Source organism: Streptomyces africanus (assembly GCF_002150735.1).
In the GTDB taxonomy this organism is placed as follows: Bacteria; Actinomycetota; Actinomycetes; order Streptomycetales; family Streptomycetaceae; genus Streptomyces; species Streptomyces africanus.
Genome location: NZ_MUKA01000052.1, coordinates 1 through 17,923, shown reverse-complemented (window position 1 = coordinate 17,923; position 17,923 = coordinate 1). Strand labels below are relative to the sequence as shown.

Here is a 17,923-nt window from a genome sequence, read left to right as displayed (position 1 = left end):
GGCGGGCCGCGACGGTTGCGCGCGGGCGGCGACGGCGGTGTCCACCAACCGGCCCAGCACCTCCGGTGAGAACGGCCGGTCCCCGGCCGCGGCCCGCCGGATACCGTCGAGCAGGTCGCCGGGCGACGCGTCCTTGACCAGGAAACCGCACATACCTGCTGCCAGTGCGGGATACAGGTGGTCGTCGTCGTCGAACGTGGTGAGTGCGAGGACCCGGGCCCCGGGCCGGGCCGCCAGGATGGCGGTGGTGGCGCGGATACCGTCCATCCCCGGCATCCGCAGATCCATCAGCACGATGTCGGGCCGCAACTCAGCCGCCAGCGCCTCCGCCTGCGGCCCGCTGGACGCGTCGGCGACGACCTCCAGATCGGACTCCGCACTCAGCATCGCCCGCAACCCCTCCCGCACGACGGGATGGTCGTCGGCCAGGACGATCCGGATCACGGCGTCTCCCTCCTCACGACCGGAAGACGGACGGTCACCACCGTGCCGTCGCCCGGCGCACTGCGCACCTCCGCGGTCCCGCCCACTTCCACGGCCCGGGCCCGCAGCCCCGCCAGACCGTACCCACCCCGGACGGCACCCGGGTCAAAGCCGGGCCCGTCGTCCCGCACGGAAACGGTCAGCATGTCGTCGGCGTACGCCAGCGACACCCGGACCGCCACCGAACTCCCCGCGTGCTTACGGGTGTTGGACAGCGCTTCCTGGCAGGCGCGCAGGGCGACCACCTCGGGCCCGGCGGGCAGCGTACGGACCGGACCCGTCACCTCGAGCGTCGCGTCATGGCGCGCGGCGAGCCGGCTCAGCGCGTCCGGCAGCGAGGCACCGTCCAGGTCGGCCGGCGCGCCCCCGGCGACCAACGCCCGGGCCTCGGCGAGGTTCTGCCGGGCCGTCTCGTCCATCAGCCGCAGATGACGCCGCGCCTCGGGCAGGTCGTGCTCCAGCTCCGCCTCGACCGCCTGAATCAGCATCACCACACTGGTGAACCCCTGCGCGAGCGTGTCGTGGATCTCCCGGGCCAGTCGCTCTCGCTCGGCCAGCGCCCCGTGCGCCTCGGACAGCCGGCCGATCTCGTGCCGGCTCGCGTCCAGCTCCGCGATCAACTCCGCCCGCTCCTGGCTCTGCTCGATGATCCGGATGGTCCAGATCCCGAGCGCCACCGAGAACACCAACGTGACCAGGCAGAACAGCGCGTTGAAGACCACGTCCCGGGCATCCGGGCGCCACAGCAGCGCCCAGCCCGCCACGGGCACGAGATTGATCACGGCCACCGCCACCAGAGCCGACCGCAACCGCAGCGTCATGAAGCACTGCGGGATCAGCGCGAAGGTCAGCACCCGCGTTTCGCCGACGAGGACAGCCGGAGGCAGGAACAGCCCCAGCGCCGCTGCGAGATAGGCGATCGCCTGCCGCTGGTCGGGCGGATCACCCTGGATCAGCCGGCGCCCGGCCAGGACGTACAGCGGGGCCAGCGGGACGAGCAGCGCCACCGCGACCGCGCGCACCGGCACCCCGGGAGACTCCGCTGCGAGCACATAGGCCATGGTGGCCGTCCACACCAGCGCGAAGTACGTGTCCCAGAGCCGGAACGAGCGCTCCCAGTGGTAGGCGCTCGCGGCATCGCTCATCCGGTGCGCCGGTCCTTCCAGCGGAACGTCAGCAGACACAGCACCAATCCTCCGGCGCACCACGCCGCCAGCACCAGGGCCACGCGTCCCATTTCCCAGCTCCCCGCCTGCTCCAGCACCTGCGCCGACTCCGGCAGGAACACCCCGCGCAGGCCCTGGCACATCCACTTCAGCGGGAACAGCGCACCGATGGTCAGCATCCAGTCCGGAATGGTGCCGATGGCGATGTACACCCCGGAGATGAACTGGAGTACCAGGAAGGGCAGCACGACCACGGAACTCGCGCTGTTCGCGGACTTCGGCACCGAGCTGATCGCGATGCCGAGCAGGGCGCAGGCCGTGATACCCAGCACGAAGATCCACGCGAGGTCGAACCAACGGCCCGCGTCGGACGGCAGGTTCACGTCGTACAAGGTCGTGCCGACGAGGAGCAGGATCACCGTCTCCAGCAGACCGGTGAACAGAACAAGCCAGATCTTGCCCAGGAAGTACGCCGTCGGCGGCATCGGCGTGCCCCGCAGCCGGCGCAGCACCTTCTCCTCCCGCTCCACGGCGATCGAGATGCCGAGCGCCTGGAAACTCGTCGACATGATGCCGGCGGCCATCATCGCCGGGACGTAGAGCTGTGAGGCGGTGATGCCCGCGCCCGCCACGTCGTCCCGGAAGATCGACGCGAACAGGAACAGGAAGACGACCGGGAAGGCGAACGTGAACACCACCTGGTCGCGCTGCCGGAAGAACTGCCTGATCTCCAGGCTGCCCCGCCGCAGCCCCAGCCCCCAGGCGCCGGGCAGCCCCCGGGCGCCGACCGCGCCTCGCTCCCGTACGGCGGTCGTGGTCATCGCGCGTCCTCCTGCCGCTGTCCGGTCAGCCGGAGGTAGACGTCCTCCAGCGTGGGCCGGCTCACCGCCAGCCCCGGGATCTCCCCGTCGAAGCGCCGCATGAGCCCGGCGATCGTCCTGGTCGGCGTGGACGTGCGCTCCCTGCGCGGCGCGCCGTCCGGCTCGGTCCACTCGACGAGGGTCTCGGTGCCGTACCGCTCCCGCAACGCGCCGGGCTCGCCCTCGGCGACGATCCGGCCCCTCGCGACGACGGCCAGCCGGTGCGCGAGGGCCTCCGCCTCCTCCAGGTAGTGGGTGGTCAGCAGGATGGTCGTGCCGTCGTCGGCCAGGGCGCGGATCAGCGACCAGAACTGCCGCCGGGCCGCCGGATCGAACCCGGTGGTCGGCTCGTCCAGAAGCAGCAGGTCCGGCCCGCCGATCACGCCGAGCGCCACGTCCAGACGCCGGCGCTGGCCACCCGACAGCGCCTTGATCCGGCTGTCCGCCTTCGCCTCGAGACCGACCAGGCCGATGACTTCCTCCGGGTTCTTCGGCCGTGGGTAGTAGCCCGCGAAGTGCCGCACCGTCTCCCGGACCGTCAACTCCGCGGGCGCCGATTCGTCCTGCCAGACGATTCCGACACGTGAACGCCACGCGCGCGTGCCGGTCGCCGGGTCCGACCCGAGCACGGACACCTCGCCCGCGTCCCGGTCCCGGTTGCCCTGGAGGATCTCCACCGTGGTGCTCTTGCCCGCGCCGTTGGGCCCGAGCAGGCCGAACACCTCGCCCCGGCGGATGGCCAGTTCGATGCCGTCGACGGCGGTCACGTCCCCGTACCGCTTGCGCAGCCCCCGCACCTGGACGGCGAGGTCGTACCCGTGTGCTGTCATGCGACGAGCGTCGGCCGGAACGCACCCCTCAGGGACGACCGCGCGGACATCCTTATGTCCACTGAACGGTGGACAGGCGCCCGCGTGCGGCAGAATGGCACTGCCCGAAGTTGGTCAGGCCTCAAGCGACGGAATCGGCGTGATGAGCAAGACGACAGTCAAGGACGTCTCCATGGAGCCCGAGTCGGAGCGCGCCGAGATCGCGCCTCGCACCGAGGGCGGCAGCCGGGCCCTCGCCCTGCTGCTGGTGATCACCGGCGCGGCCGGGCTGCTCGCCTCGTGGGTCATCACGATCGACAAGTTCAAGATCCTCGAGGCCAAGGTCGCGGGCACGACGTTCACGCCCGGCTGCAGCCTCAACCCCGTCGTCTCCTGCGGCAGCGTCATGGAGAGCAAGCAGGCCGCGGTCTTCGGTTTCCCGAATCCGATGCTCGGCCTCGTCGCCTACGGCATCGTGATCGGCGTCGGCGTGAGCCTGCTCGCCCGCGCCCGCTTCCCGCGCTGGTACTGGCTCACCTTCAACGCCGGCTGCCTGTTCGGCGTCGTCTTCTGCGCCTGGCTGATGTTCCAGTCCCTGTACCGGATCAACGCGCTGTGCCTGTGGTGCTCCCTGGCCTGGGTCGCGACGATCCTCATGTTCTGGTACGTGACGTCGTTCAACATCCGCAAGGGCTTCCTGCCCGCCCCGGCCTGGCTCAGGAGCTTCTTCGGCGAGTTCACCTGGGTCATGCCCGTGCTGCACATCGGCATCATCGGCATGCTGGTCCTGACCCGCTGGTGGGACTTCTGGCTGAGCTAGGGCCCGTGCCCGGAGCACCGGGCCCGGCGGGATTGTCAGTGCCGTGATTTAGGGTTTCTGACGTGGAGCCCGACCTGTTCACCGCAGCAGCAGAAGAACGCCAGGAGAAGGAGCCGTCCAGCAGCCCCCTGGCGGTGCGGATGCGCCCGCGCACCCTCGACGAGGTCGTGGGCCAGCGGCATCTGCTGAAGCCGGGCTCCCCCCTGCGCAGACTGGTCGGCGAGGGCGCCTCCGGCCCGGCCGGCCCCTCCTCGGTGATCCTGTGGGGCCCGCCCGGCACCGGCAAGACCACCCTGGCGTACGTCGTCTCCAAGGCCACCAACGCCCGCTTCGTCGAGCTCTCGGCGATCACCGCGGGCGTCAAGGAGGTCCGCGCGGTCATCGACGGCGCCCGCCGCGCCTCCGGCGGCTTCGGCAAGGAGACCGTCCTCTTCCTCGACGAGATCCACCGCTTCAGCAAGGCCCAGCAGGACTCCCTGCTCCCGGCCGTGGAGAACCGCTGGGTGACACTGATCGCGGCGACGACGGAGAACCCGTACTTCTCCGTGATCTCGCCCCTGCTGTCCCGCTCTCTGCTGCTCACCCTCGAGCCCCTCACGGACGACGACATCAAGGATCTCGTCCAGCGCGCCCTGACCGACGAGCGCGGCCTCAAGGGCGCCGTCGCCCTCCCCGAGGAGACCGAGAGTCACCTCCTGCGCATCGCCGGCGGCGACGCACGCCGCGCCCTGACCGCCCTGGAGGCCGCCGCCGGAGCCGCCCTCGACAAGGGCGAGACGGAGATCGGCCTGACCACCCTGGAGGAGACGGTCGACCGGGCGGCCGTGAAGTACGACCGCGACGGCGACCAGCACTACGACGTGGCCAGCGCCCTGATCAAGTCCATCCGCGGCTCCGACGTCGACGCCGCCCTGCACTACCTGGCCCGGATGATCGAGGCCGGCGAGGACCCCCGCTTCATCGCCCGCCGCCTGATGATCTCCGCCAGCGAGGACATCGGCCTGGCGGACCCGACCGCTCTGCAGACGGCGGTCGCCGCCGCCCAGGCCGTCGCCATGATCGGCTTCCCGGAGGCCGCCCTCACCCTCAGCCACGCCACCATCGCCCTGGCCCTGGCCCCCAAGTCCAACGCCGCGACCACCGCGATCGGCGCCGCCCTGGAGGACGTTCGCAAGGGACTGGCCGGGCCCGTGCCCGCGCATCTGCGCGACAGCCACTACAAGGGCGCCACCAAGCTCGGCCACGGCCAGGGCTACGTCTACCCGCACGACCTGCCCGAGGGCATCGCCGCCCAGCAGTACGCCCCGGACGCCCTCAAGGACCGCGAGTACTACGAGCCGACCCGGCACGGCGCGGAGGCCCGCTACGCGGACGCGGTCGAGTGGACCCGGAAGAACCTCGGTCGAAAGCGGTCCTGAGCACCCTGTAAACTCGTCCGGAGTGCCGCGTCCCGTGCAGTCAGAACGGGACAGTCGGCCGGAGCCAGTCAGGGGCACAGTCCCCGGGACCGGCTCCAGGAGCGTCGCGCACCGTCGAACGGTGTCGCGGGCAGCCCACCACCCCTCGTCGCAGGACGGGACCGGTCGGTGGGCCACTCGCGTGCTGCACGTATGTGCCCAGACCAGGGGAGCGGCTGCCCACCCCGTCCGGCAAGGACGAGGAGGGTTTCCCCGGCTGCGGATGCGACCTCCCACAACCCTGACAAGCCGACACTAGGAAACGAGAAACAGTGGCGAACCAGTCCCGCCCCAAGGTCAAGAAGTCGCGTGCCCTCGGCATCGCGCTCACCCCGAAGGCCGTCAAGTACTTCGAGGCCCGTCCGTACCCGCCCGGCGAGCACGGCCGCGGCCGCAAGCAGAACTCGGACTACAAGGTCCGTCTGCTCGAGAAGCAGCGCCTGCGCGCGCAGTACGACGTGTCCGAGCGCCAGCTCGTCCGCGCCTACGAGCGCGCCTCCAAGGTCCAGGGCAAGACCGGTGAGGCCCTGATCATCGAGCTGGAGCGCCGTCTCGACGCCCTGGTCCTGCGTTCGGGCATCGCCCGCACGATCTACCAGGCCCGCCAGATGGTCGTCCACGGCCACATCGCGGTCAACGGCAAGAAGGTCGACAAGCCCTCCTTCCGTGTCCGCCCGGACGACGTGGTGCAGGTCCGCGAGCGCTCCAAGGAGAAGACGCTCTTCACGATCGCTCGTGAGGGTGGCTTCGCCCCCGACGGCGAGACCCCGCGCTACCTCCAGGTGAACCTCAAGGGCCTGGCGTTCCGCCTGGACCGCGAGCCGAACCGCAAGGAGATCCCGGTGATCTGCGACGAGCAGCTCGTCGTCGAGTACTACGCCCGCTGATCCACGGCAGGCACGCGGTACCCCGGCCCGTCGTCTCCCCGCCCCTTCGGGCGGGCGAGGCGGCGGGCTTTCGCGAATCCGCCGTCCCCGGGCGGTAATCCGGTACGGAGCCGCATCCCCGGCGCGATAGGCTCGTCGCACGACTTTTTCGATGTTCAGGCACGTTTTTCAGGGAGCGGGTGCACACAGTGTCCGGTGGAGAGGTGGCCGGAATCCTGGTGGCCGTCTTCTGGGCGATCCTGGTCTCCTTCCTCGCCGTCGCGCTGGCGAGGCTGGCCCAGACGCTCAGGGCGACCACCAAGCTCGTGGCGGACGTGACGGATCAGGCCGTCCCGCTGCTGGCCGACGCCTCCGCGGCGGTGCGCTCCGCGCAGACCCAGATCGACCGCGTCGACTCGATCGCCTCCGACGTCCAGGAGGTCACGTCGAACGCCTCCGCGTTGTCGACCACCGTCGCCTCCACCTTCGGCGGCCCCCTGGTCAAGGTCGCCGCCTTCGGCTACGGCGTGCGCCGGGCCCTCGGCGGTCGCAAGGAGGACGTGCCCGGCAAGGCGTCGAGGCGTACCGTGATCGTGGGCCGCACGGTCTCTCGGCGCAGCGCCCGAGGGAAGAGGGACTGAGAGCCAGCGATGTTCCGCCGTACGTTCTGGTTCACCACCGGCGTCGCCGCCGGAGTGTGGGCCACCACCAAGGTCAACCGGAAGCTGAAGCAGCTGACGCCCGAGAGCCTCGCCAGAACCGCGGGGAACAAGGCGCTCGAGGCCGGCCACCGGCTCAAGGACCGCGCGGTCGACTTCGCGCTCGACGTCCGCGACAACATGGCCCAGCGGGAGGCCGAACTGGGCGACGCGCTCGGGCTCAACGCCCCCGTCGACCCCGAACTCCCGGCCCCCCGGCGGTACGCCGCCATCGAGAACCGCACAGAGCCGAAGACGTACGTCATCGACAGCACGTCGTCCACGTACAAGAAGAATTCGTACAACCGGAATGAGGACCACTGATGGAGTCGGCTGAGATTCGCCGCCGCTGGTTGAGCTTCTTCGAGGAGCGCGGTCACACCGTCGTCCCTTCGGCGTCGCTCATCGCGGACGACCCGACTCTGCTCCTCGTCCCGGCCGGCATGGTGCCCTTCAAGCCCTACTTCCTGGGTGAGGTCAAGCCGCCCTTCGCCCGCGCCACCAGCGTGCAGAAGTGCGTGCGCACGCCGGACATCGAAGAGGTCGGCAAGACCACGCGGCACGGCACGTTCTTCCAGATGTGCGGCAACTTCTCCTTCGGCGACTACTTCAAGGAAGGCGCCATCAAACTCGCCTGGGAGCTGCTCACCAGCCCCCAGGACAAGGGCGGTTACGGCCTCGACCCCGAGCGCCTGTGGATCACCGTCTACAAGGACGACGACGAGGCCGAGCGCATCTGGCACGAGGTCGTCGGCGTGCCGAAGGAGCGCATCCAGCGCCTCGGCATGAAGGACAACTACTGGTCCATGGGCGTCCCCGGCCCGTGCGGCCCGTGCTCCGAGATCAACTACGACCGCGGCCCCGAGTTCGGCGCCGAGGGCGGCCCCGCCGTCAACGACGAGCGGTACGTGGAGATCTGGAACCTCGTCTTCATGCAGTACGAGCGGGGCGAGGGCACCGGCAAGGACAACTTCGAGATCCTCGGCGACCTGCCCAGCAAGAACATCGACACCGGCCTCGGCCTCGAGCGCCTCGCCATGATTCTGCAGGGCGTGCAGAACATGTACGAGATCGACACCTCGATGGCCGTCATCGACAAGGCCACCGAGCTGACCGGCGTCCGCTACGGCGACGCCCACGCCTCGGACGTGTCCCTGCGCGTGGTCACCGACCACATGCGCACCGCCACCATGCTCATCGGCGACGGCGTCACCCCGGGCAACGAGGGCCGCGGCTACGTGCTGCGCCGCATCATGCGCCGCGCCATCCGCAACATGCGCCTGCTCGGCGCCACCGGCCCGGTCGTCAAGGACCTGATCGACGTCGTCATCGGCATGATGGGCCAGCAGTACCCCGAGCTCATCACCGACCGCGAGCGCATCGAGAAGGTCGCCCTCGCCGAGGAGAACGCCTTCCTCAAGACGCTGAAGGCCGGCACCAACATCCTCGACACCGCCGTCAGCGACACCAAGGCCGTCGGCTCCACCGTGCTGCCCGGCGACAAGGCCTTCCTGCTCCACGACACCTGGGGCTTCCCGATCGACCTCACCCTGGAGATGGCCGCCGAGCAGGGGCTGTCCGTGGACGAGGAGGGCTTCCGCCGCCTGATGAAGGAGCAGCGGGAGCGCGCCAAGGCCGACGCCCAGGCCAAGAAGACCGGCCACGCCGACCTCGGCGCCTACCGCGAGATCGCCGACCGGTCCGGCGCCACCGACTTCATCGGCTACACCGACACCGAGGGCGAGTCCACGGTCGTAGGCATCCTGGTCGACGGCGTCTCCTCCCCGGCCGCCACCGAGGGCGACGAGGTCGAGATCGTCCTCGACCGCACCCCGTTCTACGCCGAGGGCGGCGGACAGATCGGTGACACCGGCAAGATCAAGACCGACTCCGGTGCCGTCATCGAGGTCCGCGACTGCCAGAAGCCGGTCCCGGGTGTCTACGTGCACAAGGGCGTCGTCCAGGTCGGCGAGGTCACCGTCGGTGCCAAGTCCCACGCCTCCATCGACGACCGCCGCCGCAAGGCCATCGCCCGTGCCCACTCGGCCACGCACCTGACCCACCAGGCCCTGCGCGACGCCCTCGGCCCGACGGCCGCCCAGGCCGGTTCCGAGAACCAGCCCGGCCGCTTCCGCTTCGACTTCGGTTCCCCGTCCGCCGTTCCGACGGCCGTGATGACCGACGTCGAGCAGAAGATCAACGAGGTGCTCGCCCGGGACCTGGACGTCCGCGCCGATGTCATGGGCATCGACGAGGCCAAGAAGCAGGGCGCCATCGCCGAGTTCGGCGAGAAGTACGGCGAGCGCGTGCGCGTCGTGACCATCGGCGACTTCTCCAAGGAGCTGTGCGGCGGCACGCACGTGCACAACACCGCTCAGCTGGGTCTGGTGAAGCTGCTCGGTGAGTCGTCCATCGGCTCCGGTGTCCGCCGGATCGAGGCCCTGGTCGGCGTGGACGCCTACAACTTCCTCGCCCGGGAGCACACGGTCGTCGCCCAGCTCCAAGAGCTGATCAAGGGCCGCCCGGAGGAGCTCCCGGAGAAGGTGTCCGCCATGCTCGGCAAGCTGAAGGACGCCGAGAAGGAGATCGAGAAGTTCCGCGCCGAGAAGGTCCTCCAGGCCGCCGCCGGACTCGCCGAGTCCGCCAAGGACGTCCGTGGCGTTGCTGTCGTGACCGGTCGGGTTCCGGACGGCACGACCGCCGACGACCTGCGCAAGCTCGTGCTCGACGTGCGCGGACGGATCCAGGGCGGACGGGCAGCCGTGGTCGCCCTGTTCGCGGTGGCGAACGGCAAGCCGCTGACGGTGATCGCCACCAACGAGGCCGCCCGCGAGCGCGGCCTGAAGGCCGGCGACCTGGTCCGTACGGCGGCCAAGACCCTCGGCGGCGGCGGTGGCGGCAAGCCGGACGTCGCCCAGGGAGGCGGCCAGAACCCGGCCGCCATCGGCGACGCCGTGGACGCCGTCGAGCGCCTGGTCGCCGAGACGGCCAAGTAAGAAACGGGTTCGGAAAGATGCGCAGAGGACGTCGACTCGCGATCGACGTCGGGGACGCCCGTATCGGGGTCGCTTCGTGCGACCCCGACGGGATCCTCGCCACCCCGGTGGAAACCGTCCCGGGGCGTGACATCCCCGCAGCTCACCGGCGGTTGAAGCAACTCGTCGAGGAGTACGAGCCCATCGAGGTCGTGGTCGGTCTCCCGCGCTCCCTCAAGGGCGGCGAGGGCCCGGCCGCGGTCAAGGTCCGGGGCTTCGCGCAGGAACTGGCGCGCATGATCTCCCCGGTTCCGGTGAGACTCGTGGACGAACGCATGACGACGGTGACGGCCAGTCAGGGACTGCGCGCTTCGGGCGTGAAGTCCAAGAAGGGAAGGTCCGTCATCGACCAGGCGGCGGCGGTGATCATCCTGCAACAGGCCCTCGAATCCGAACGGGTGTCAGGTAAAGCACCCGGAGAAGGCGTCGAAGTGGTCATGTGATCGCGATACGGTAACGTTCCGCGCGATGCGGAGGCATTCGAACAGCCACCGCACAGCAAGAGGCGGGACGGGAGCCGAGCCGGAAGCCGCGTGACCGCCGCCTCGCGGCTCTAGGGGATCGATGACTGAGTATGGCCGGGGCCAAGGCTCCGAACCGTGGCATCCGGAGGACCCGTTGTACGGGGACGGCGGATGGGGAGGAGAGCAGGCCCACCAGGGCCGGCATTCCCCCTACGGCGGCCAGCCGCAGCACCATCCAGAGCAGCCGCAGCAGCCGCAGTACGGCGACTGGGGCACCGGTGAGCAGGCCGGATACGGTCAGGCGCAGCAGCAGTACCAGTACGACCAGCAGCAGTACGCGGCACAGGCCCATGGGCACCAGCAGTACCCGGGGCAGGGTGACCAGGGGCACCAGGACCAGCGATACCAGCAGGACCAGGGATACCAGCAGGATCCGGGATACCAACAGGACCAGGGGTACCGGCAGGATCCCGGATATCACCAGCAGCAGTACGACAACGGCGGCTGGGCCACCGGCCAGCACCAGCAGGTCCCGTATCCCGGCGACCCCGCCGACCCGTACGGTCAGCAAACGGGTGCGTACGGCCAGGACCAGTCCGACTACTACGGCACGCCCGACGCGTATCCGCCACCGGAGCCGCCCGGCCGGCGGCGGGCCGAGCCGGAGCCGGAGACCGACTGGGACCCCGGCCCCGACCAGGGTGAGCACGCCTTCTTCGCGGGCGGCGACGACGATGACGACGCCGACGAGCCGGGGGACCGCCGCCGGCGAGACGACCAGCGCGGACGCGGCGGCAAGCCCAAGAAGCGCCGCAGCGGAATGGCCTGCCTGGTCGTCGTCCTGGTCCTCGGCGGCGGCCTGGCGGGCGTCAGCTACTTCGGCTACCAGTTCTTCCAGGATCGTTTCGGCGACGCCCCGGACTACGCGGGGGACGGCAACGGGCAGCAGGTGTCCGTGGAGATCCCGCAGGGTGCCGACGGTTACACGATCGGCCGGGTGCTGAAGTCCGCCGGCGTCGTCAAGAGCGTCGACGCCTTCGTCTCGGCGCAGGCCGGCAACCCCGACGGCAGGACCATCCAGGACGGCGTGTACACGCTGCAAAAGCAAATGTCGGCCGACAGCGCGGTCGAAATGATGCTCAGCCCGGAGAGCCGCGACAACCTGATCATCGCCGAGGGCAAGCGCAACGCCGACATCTACCGGCTCATCGACAAGCGGCTCGAGGTCAAGGACGGCACCACGGCCGCGGTCGCCAAGAAGGACTGGAAGAAGCTCGGCCTGCCCGGCTGGGCGCTGAACCACAAGGACGTCAAGGACCCGCTGGAAGGGTTCCTCTACCCCTCCAGCTACGGCATCGCCAAGGGGCAGAAGCCCGAGGACGTCCTGAAGCGGATGGTGGCCCGGGCGACCGACACGTACGAGAAGCTCGGCGTGGAGAAGAAGGCCCAGAGCCTCGGACTCGAGGACCCCTGGCAGTTGCTCACCGTCGCGAGCCTGGCCCAGGCGGAGGGCACGAGCCACGACGACTTCCGCAAGATGGCCGAGGTCGTCTACAACCGCATGAAGCCGGGGAATCCGCAGACCAACGGCATGCTGGAGTTCGACTCCACCTACAACTACATCAAGAACCAGAGCAAGATCGACCTGAGTCTGAGCGAGCTGCGGAACTACGACAACCCGTACAACACGTACTTCCACAAGGGCCTGCCGCCCGGACCGATCGACAACCCGGGCGAGGCGGCGCTCAAGGGCGCCCTGAACCCGACGAAGGACGGCTGGTACTACTTCATCTCGCTGGACGGCAAGACCAGCGAGTTCACCAAGACCAACGCCGAGCACCAGAAGCTGGTCGACAAGTTCAACGCCTCGCGGAACAACTGAGGAACACCTGATGGCCGCACATCGCAGAGCCGCCGTTCTCGGCTCCCCGATCGCCCACTCGCTCTCCCCGGTCCTGCACCGCGCGGCCTATGAGGAGTTGGGGCTGACCGGCTGGACGTACGACCGCTTCGAGGTCGACGAGGCCGCGCTGCCCGGGTTCTTCGAGACGCTCGGGCCCGAATGGGCGGGGCTCTCGCTGACCATGCCGCTGAAGCGGGCCGTGATCCCGCTGCTCGACGGGATCAGCGAGACAGCGGCCTCCGTCGACGCGGTCAACACGGTCGTCCTCACCCAGGACGGCCGCCGGACCGGCGACAACACCGACATCCCCGGCATGGTCGCGGCTTTGCGCGAGCACGGCATCGACAAGGTCGAGGCCGCCGCGATCCTGGGCGCGGGCGCCACCGCCTCGTCGGCACTGGCCGCGCTGTCCCGGGTGTGCACGGGCGAGATCGCCGTGTATGTGCGCAGCGAGACCCGGGCCGCCGAGATGCGGCAGTGGGCCGAACGGCTGGAGGTCGCGGTGCGCATCGCCGACTGGGCGGACGCCGAGCGGGCCCTGCACGCCCCGCTGGTGATCAGCACCACGCCGGCGGGTGTCACCGACGCCCTCGCCCGATCCGTCCCGGAGCGCCCGGCGGCCCTGTTCGACGTGCTCTACGACCCCTGGCCGACCGCCCTCGCCGCCCGCTGGTCGGCGTACGGCGGCGCGGTCGTCAGCGGCCTCGACCTGCTGGTGCACCAAGCGGTGCTGCAGGTCGAGCAGATGACGGGGCGGGCCCCGGCTCCGCTGGACGCCATGCGAAAAGCGGGCGAACGCGCTCTCGCGGCCCGATAAGATCCGCTCTCGGTTCCGCAGGGGGCGGAACAGGGGAGGGGAGAACCACCATGTCCACCGGCATGCCTCAGGCGTCCGTCAAGTCGCAGATATTCGAGTCCCTGCTGGGATTCCTGCCCGACTGGGTGCAGATCACGGTGCTCGCCCTGATCGTGCTCGCGGTCCTCGCGTCCTGGGCGGTCAAGATCAAGCGCAAGATCGCCTACCGGAGGGCCGTGCGCAGTGGCCGGCCCGTCCACGCGGCGGCCCAGTACGGGCAGGGGCGCGGAGCGGACTACCTGGGGGAGTACGCACCGCAGCAGGGCAGCGGGGCCGACCATCTGGGCGCCTGGGCACCGCAGCAGACACAGACCGCGCAGGCGCAGAGCGGCGCGGACTTCCTGGGCGCCTACGCGCCGCAGCGGGAGACCGGCGGCCCGGCCTCGTCCGCCTGATGGACCGGCGGCCGGGCCCGCGCTCCGGACATGGCAGGATCGTGGGTGGCGGACCGGGGCCGCGCACCCGGTCGGGCCGTCGCCGTACGCGATGAGGTGCGTACGCTGGGCAGTAAGCACGCCGCGAACACTGAGGAGCACCGTTGAGCAGGTTGCGCTGGCTGACCGCGGGGGAGTCCCACGGTCCCGCACTCGTCGCGACGCTGGAGGGCCTTCCCGCCGGCGTGCCGATCACCACGGACATGGTGGCGGACCATCTCGCGCGGCGGCGCCTGGGCTATGGGCGCGGTGCCCGCATGAAGTTCGAGCGGGACGAGGTCACGTTCCTCGGCGGTGTCCGGCACGGCCTCACTCTGGGCTCCCCGGTGGCGATCATGGTGGGCAACACCGAGTGGCCGAAGTGGGAACAGGTCATGGCGGCCGACCCGGTCGACCCGGAGATCCTGGCCGGGCTCGCCCGCAACGCCCCGCTGACCAGGCCGCGCCCCGGCCACGCCGACTTGGCGGGGATGCAGAAGTACGGCTTCGACGAGGCCCGTCCCATCCTGGAGCGTGCCTCCGCGCGGGAGACCGCGGCCCGGGTGGCGCTGGGCGCGGTGGCCCGGTCGTACCTGAAGGAGACGGCCGGCATCGAGATCGTCTCCCACGTGGTGGAGCTGGCGGCCGCGAAGGCGCCGTACGGCGTGTACCCGACGCCGGCGGATGTGGAGAAGCTGGACACGGACCCCGTGCGGTGCCTGGACGCGGACGCGTCGAAGGCGATGGTCGCCGAGATCGACCAGGCCCACAAGGACGGTGACACGCTCGGTGGTGTGGTCGAGGTGCTGGCCTACGAGGTGCCGGTCGGGCTCGGTTCGCACGTGCACTGGGACCGTCGTCTGGACGCCCGCCTGGCCGCCGCCCTGATGGGCATCCAGGCGATCAAGGGCGTCGAGGTCGGTGACGGCTTCGACCTGGCCCGCGTCCCCGGTTCCAAGGCGCACGACGAGATCGTCGCGACCGGCGAGGGCATCAAGCGGACGTCCGGCCGCTCCGGCGGCACCGAGGGCGGGCTGTCCACGGGTGAGCTGCTGCGGGTGCGGGCGGCGATGAAGCCGATCGCGACCGTGCCGCGGGCGCTGAAGACGGTCGACGTCGTCACCGGCGAGGCCACGGCCGCCCACCACCAGCGCTCCGACGTGTGCGCGGTGCCGGCGGCGGGGATCGTCGCGGAGGCGATGGTGGCGCTGGTGCTGGCGGACGCGGTGGCGGAGAAGTTCGGCGGTGACAGTGTGGCCGAGACCCGCCGCAACGTGCGGTCCTACCTCGACCACCTGGCCATCCGATGAGCCCGCTGATCGTGCTGGTCGGCCCGATGGGGGTGGGCAAGTCCACCGTCGGGCAGTTGCTGGCCGGGCGGCTCGGGGCCGGTTACCGGGACACCGACGACGACATCGTCGCCGCGCAGGGCCGGACCATCGCCGAGATCTTCGTCGAGGAGGGCGAGCCCGCCTTCCGCGCGATCGAGAAGCAGGCCGTGCGCGAGGCACTGGCCGGGCACGACGGTGTGCTGGCGCTGGGCGGCGGCGCCGTCCTCGACCCGGAGACGCGCGCGCTGCTCGCCGGGCAGCGCGTGGTGTACCTGTCGATGGACGTCGAAGAAGCGGTCAAGCGCACCGGTCTGAACGCGGCCCGGCCGCTGCTCGCCATCAATCCGCGCAAGCAGTGGCGCGAGCTGATGGAGGCCCGCCGGCACCTGTACGAGGCGGTCGCCACGGCCGTGGTCGCCACCGACGGCCGCACCCCCGAAGAGGTCACCCAAGCCGCCCTGGACGCACTGGAGTTGAAGGAAGCATGAGCGAGGCACTGACCCGGATCCAGGTCGGCGGCACGGCGGGCACCGATCCCTACGAGGTCCTCGTAGGGCGTCAACTCCTCGGCGAGCTGCCCGGGTTGATCGGCGGCAAGGCCAAGCGGGTCGCGATCGTCCACCCCGAGGCACTGGCCGAGACCGGTGACGCCCTGCGCGCCGACCTGGCCGGGCAGGGCTACGAGGCGGTCGCCATCCAGGTGCCCAACGCCGAGGAGGCCAAGACCGCCGAGGTCGCCGCCTACTGCTGGAAGGCGCTGGGCCAGTCCGGGTTCACGCGCACGGACGTCATCGTCGGCGTCGGCGGCGGCGCGACGACGGACCTGGCCGGGTTCGTGGCCGCAACCTGGCTGCGCGGAGTGCGCTGGATCGCCATCCCGACCACCGTGCTCGCCATGGTCGACGCGGCCGTCGGAGGCAAGACCGGCATCAACACCGCCGAGGGCAAGAACCTGGTCGGTGCCTTCCACCCGCCCGCCGGTGTGCTCTGCGACCTGGCCGCGCTGGACTCCCTCCCGGTCAACGACTACGTCTCCGGACTCGCCGAGGTCATCAAGGCCGGCTTCATCGCCGACCCGGTGATCCTCGACCTGATCGAGTCCGACCCCGAGGGCGCCCGCACCCCGGCCGGTCCGCACACCGCCGAGCTCATCGAGCGCTCCATCCGGGTCAAGGCCGACGTGGTGTCGTCCGACCTGAAGGAGTCGGGCCTGCGCGAGATCCTCAACTACGGCCACACGCTCGGCCACGCGATCGAGAAGAACGAGCGCTACAAGTGGCGGCACGGCGCGGCGGTCGCGGTGGGCATGCACTTCGCCGCCGAACTGGGCCGCCTCGCCGGGCGGCTGGACGACGCCACCGCCGACCGCCACCGCACCGTCCTCGAAGCCGTCGGGCTGCCGCTGCACTACCGGCACGACCAGTGGCCCAAGCTGCTGGAGACCATGAAGGTCGACAAGAAGTCCCGCGGCGATCTGCTGCGCTTCATCGTCCTCGACGGTCTGGCCAAGCCCACGGTTCTGGAAGGACCCGACCCGGCCGTGCTGCTCGCCGCGTACGGCGAAGTCGGACAGTAAGTAACCAGGCGCGCCTTCCGCCCGGAATCGCCTTACGGGGCCGGGCACTTCGGACCGCCCCCGGCCGTTCACACAACACCGGCCGGGGGCGGTACCGTTCGGTAGCAGCGGGTTCCGCCCCCGCTGTTCAGCGCCCATCGCCTGTACGAGACGGAGTGGCACCGGATGCAGCACGCAGTGGGTTCTCCGCTGCCGCCGCCCCACCAGCCGGGGCACGGACCGGCCGTCGGCTGGTCGCCGGCCGCACACCACCCGGGCCCGCAGCACCCGGGTGCGCACCAGGGCTCCGCGCCCGTGCCCCCGCCGCCCCCGGCACCCGGTTATCCCGTGCCTCCGCCCGGGCCGGGCGTGCTCCCGCCGCAGGCCTCCGTCCCCCCGGCGCCGGACACCACCGGCCATGTGCCGCTGCCGCCCGGCGGTCCGGTCGCCATGCCCAGCGCGCCGCCCGCGACGGCGGTCCCCGACCCGGCCGGTACGACGCTCGCGGTGCTGCTCATCGGTCCCGCGGGCGCCGGGAAGACCAGCGTCGCCAAGTACTGGGCGGACCATCGCCGGGTCCCCACGGCGCACATCAGCCTCGACGACGTACGCGAGTGGGTCCGCTCGGGCTTCGCCGACCCCCAGTCCGGGTGGAACGACAACTCGGAGGCGCAGTACCGCCTCGCCCGCCGCACCTGCGGTTTCGCCGCGCGGAACTTCCTGGCCAACGGCATCTCCTGCATCCTCGACGACGCGGTCTTTCCCGACCGGCCCGTGGTCGGCCTCGGCGGCTGGAAGCGGCATGTCGGGCCGGGCCTGCTGCCGGTCGTCCTCCTGCCCGGGCTGGACATCGTCCTGGAACGCAACGCGGAGCGCACGGGCAATCGGCGGCTGTCGGACGAGGAGGTCGCCCGTATCCATGGGCGGATGGCCGGGTGGTACGGGTCCGGTCTGCCGATCATCGACAACTCGCAACTGGATGTGCCGGAGACGGCGCGGGTCCTGGACGATGTGCTGGCCAGGTCCATCGCGAGTCCGCCGCAGTGGTAGTCGGCATGGGGCCGGTGCGGTAATCGGCGTTCCGGGTGTCCTGGGCGTTGGTGCTGAGGCCGGGGCGTTGCGCAACCCGGCGCGACGGGGTGCTGCTGCGCCCACCCGTGCCGCCCTGGGGGTACCTCCCAGGCCCTTAAGGCACTGGGGGAGGCAC

General features: G+C 70.7%; 18 protein-coding genes. 14 read left to right on the top strand and 4 right to left on the bottom strand.

Annotated features, from left to right (window positions below; genetic code table 11):
- The 4 genes from CCL05_RS07680 to CCL05_RS07665 form a co-directional block, all read right to left on the bottom strand.
- On the bottom strand, positions 1-444 hold a 444-nt coding region (locus tag CCL05_RS07680), incomplete at its 3' end, for a response regulator (RefSeq protein ID WP_143589827.1).
- Positions 441-1,628 carry a sensor histidine kinase gene (locus CCL05_RS07675; protein ID WP_086559728.1) on the bottom strand — a complete coding sequence of 396 codons (1,188 nt, stop codon included), beginning with the start codon at positions 1,626-1,628 and terminating at the stop codon, positions 441-443. The genes CCL05_RS07680 and CCL05_RS07675, both read right to left, overlap by 4 nt.
- Positions 1,625-2,470 (bottom strand): ABC transporter permease, encoded by an 846-nt coding sequence (locus CCL05_RS07670; RefSeq protein WP_086559727.1) that lies wholly within the window; start codon positions 2,468-2,470, stop codon positions 1,625-1,627. The genes CCL05_RS07675 and CCL05_RS07670 overlap by 4 nt, the downstream gene beginning before the upstream one ends.
- Positions 2,467-3,339 carry an ABC transporter ATP-binding protein gene (locus tag CCL05_RS07665; RefSeq protein ID WP_086559726.1) on the bottom strand — a complete coding sequence of 291 codons (873 nt, stop codon included), beginning with the start codon at positions 3,337-3,339 and terminating at the stop codon, positions 2,467-2,469. Before CCL05_RS07665 ends, CCL05_RS07670 begins: the two co-directional genes overlap by 4 nt.
- A gap of 142 nt (positions 3,340-3,481) precedes the next feature.
- Between CCL05_RS07665 and CCL05_RS07660 the strand changes: the two genes are divergently transcribed.
- The 14 genes from CCL05_RS07660 (at position 3,482) to CCL05_RS07595 (ending at position 17,766) form a co-directional block, all read left to right on the top strand.
- Positions 3,482-4,138, top strand: coding sequence for a vitamin K epoxide reductase family protein (locus CCL05_RS07660; RefSeq protein ID WP_086559725.1), 657 nt, complete (start codon positions 3,482-3,484; stop codon positions 4,136-4,138).
- A 62-nt stretch (positions 4,139-4,200) separates the two neighbouring features.
- Positions 4,201-5,556 (top strand): replication-associated recombination protein A, encoded by a 1,356-nt coding sequence (locus CCL05_RS07655; protein WP_086559724.1) that lies wholly within the window; start codon positions 4,201-4,203, stop codon positions 5,554-5,556.
- Positions 5,557-5,867: 311 nt separating this feature from the next.
- Positions 5,868-6,482 (top strand): 30S ribosomal protein S4, encoded by a 615-nt coding sequence (rpsD, locus tag CCL05_RS07650; protein ID WP_031104240.1) that lies wholly within the window; start codon positions 5,868-5,870, stop codon positions 6,480-6,482.
- A gap of 179 nt (positions 6,483-6,661) precedes the next feature.
- Positions 6,662-7,102: a DUF948 domain-containing protein gene (locus tag CCL05_RS07645; RefSeq protein ID WP_040904142.1), complete on the top strand. Its 441-nt coding sequence runs from the start codon at positions 6,662-6,664 to the stop codon at positions 7,100-7,102.
- 9 nt (positions 7,103-7,111) lie between these two features.
- Positions 7,112-7,483, top strand: coding sequence for a hypothetical protein (locus tag CCL05_RS07640; RefSeq protein ID WP_086559723.1), 372 nt, complete (start codon positions 7,112-7,114; stop codon positions 7,481-7,483).
- Positions 7,483-10,155, top strand: a complete 2,673-nt coding sequence (gene alaS / locus CCL05_RS07635) for an alanine--tRNA ligase (protein WP_086559722.1) — start codon at positions 7,483-7,485, stop codon at positions 10,153-10,155. Before CCL05_RS07640 ends, alaS begins: the two co-directional genes overlap by 1 nt.
- A 17-nt stretch (positions 10,156-10,172) precedes the next feature.
- Positions 10,173-10,637 (top strand): Holliday junction resolvase RuvX, encoded by a 465-nt coding sequence (gene ruvX / locus CCL05_RS07630; RefSeq protein WP_086559721.1) that lies wholly within the window; start codon positions 10,173-10,175, stop codon positions 10,635-10,637.
- A gap of 121 nt (positions 10,638-10,758) precedes the next feature.
- Positions 10,759-12,540: an endolytic transglycosylase MltG gene (gene mltG, locus CCL05_RS07625; protein WP_086559720.1), complete on the top strand. Its 1,782-nt coding sequence runs from the start codon at positions 10,759-10,761 to the stop codon at positions 12,538-12,540.
- A 10-nt stretch (positions 12,541-12,550) separates the two neighbouring features.
- A complete protein-coding gene (locus CCL05_RS07620) occupies positions 12,551-13,378 on the top strand; it encodes a shikimate dehydrogenase (protein WP_086559719.1) in 828 nt (275 codons plus the stop codon).
- A gap of 50 nt (positions 13,379-13,428) precedes the next feature.
- Entirely contained in the window at positions 13,429-13,812 is a 384-nt protein-coding gene (locus tag CCL05_RS07615; RefSeq protein ID WP_086559718.1) for a hypothetical protein, read from the top strand.
- A 143-nt stretch (positions 13,813-13,955) separates the two neighbouring features.
- Complete coding sequence (aroC, locus tag CCL05_RS07610) at positions 13,956-15,140, top strand: chorismate synthase (RefSeq protein WP_086559717.1); 1,185 nt, start codon at positions 13,956-13,958, stop codon at positions 15,138-15,140.
- Positions 15,137-15,649: a shikimate kinase gene (locus tag CCL05_RS07605; protein WP_086559716.1), complete on the top strand. Its 513-nt coding sequence runs from the start codon at positions 15,137-15,139 to the stop codon at positions 15,647-15,649. Before aroC ends, CCL05_RS07605 begins: the two co-directional genes overlap by 4 nt.
- Complete coding sequence (gene aroB, locus CCL05_RS07600) at positions 15,646-16,737, top strand: 3-dehydroquinate synthase (protein ID WP_086559715.1); 1,092 nt, start codon at positions 15,646-15,648, stop codon at positions 16,735-16,737. Before CCL05_RS07605 ends, aroB begins: the two co-directional genes overlap by 4 nt.
- 165 nt (positions 16,738-16,902) lie before the next feature.
- The gene (locus CCL05_RS07595; RefSeq protein WP_086559714.1) at positions 16,903-17,766 is read left to right on the top strand and encodes a Pro-rich N-terminal domain-containing protein; all 864 of its coding nucleotides are present in this window, start codon (positions 16,903-16,905) and stop codon (positions 17,764-17,766) included.
- Positions 17,767-17,923: the final 157 nt, after the last annotated feature.